Annotated in this window: 1 protein-coding gene; it reads right to left on the bottom strand. The window is 71.6% G+C overall.

The features are described from left to right. Window positions 1-663 (bottom strand): oligosaccharide flippase family protein (locus tag D7W79_RS42405; RefSeq protein ID WP_147442372.1); only part of this gene is annotated, 663 nt, incomplete at its 3' end. Window positions 664-797: the final 134 nt, after the last annotated feature.

The following is a 797-nucleotide window of genomic DNA, read 5'->3' as shown; positions in this document are numbered from 1 at the left end:
CACCCGCCCGCGTGGACGCCACGCAGCCGCCCGCCACAGCATCACCAGCCCCACCGCGCCGCGCACCAGACCGCCGCCGATGAGCGCCCAGGCGCCCACCCCCATCGCGGCCAGGGCGATGGTGGAGGCCGTCTGCGCGACGTTCTCCACCAGCTCCACGCGCGCGATGGCGGGGAAGTGCAGGTGGCGCTCCAGCATCATGATGGGGATGACGCGCAGCGAGTGGAAGAACAGCCCCAGCGCCACCGCGCTCACCATGGCTGCGCCAGAGGGCCCCAGCTCATAGGAGCGCGCCAGCAGCGGCGCGAGCCCCAGCAGCACCGCCACGATGGCGACGGTGAACGCCTGGTGGCTCCAGAACGCGGTGCTGATCTCATCCTCGGTGGGCTCGTGCTCCTGCCGCACCAGGGACGCGCTGAGCCCCAGGTCACCCAGGTACGCGCCCATGGCCGCGGTGAACGCCACGATGGCGAAGGCGCCGTAGTCCGAGGGGAAGAGCAGGTGCGACAGGGCGAGCGAGCTCACCACGCGAAGGCCCAGGGAGCCGAGCGTCCGCAGGCCCAGGGCGACGATGGAGCGCTGGGCGCGGACCTTCACGTCCGAGGTGCCCACGGGTTGGGCGTCGTCGGTGACGTCCGGTGCGGAAGAGGAACGGCTGCTCATGGGGGAAACGGGGTGCTCCACGAAAGGAACTCCGGCGGGAGCCTATATGCGCGCCTGCTTCCGGCGAACAGGGCGCGCGGAAGGAGGGCGCGTTCCGCCTCGTGGAAGGAGGGCTCGCATGAAACCCCGTGGGG

The organism is Corallococcus exercitus (assembly GCF_003611585.1).
GTDB lineage: Bacteria > Myxococcota > Myxococcia > Myxococcales > Myxococcaceae > Corallococcus > Corallococcus exercitus.
Note: the sequence above shows the minus strand (reverse complement) of the source record. Positions and strands in the feature narration are given on the sequence as shown.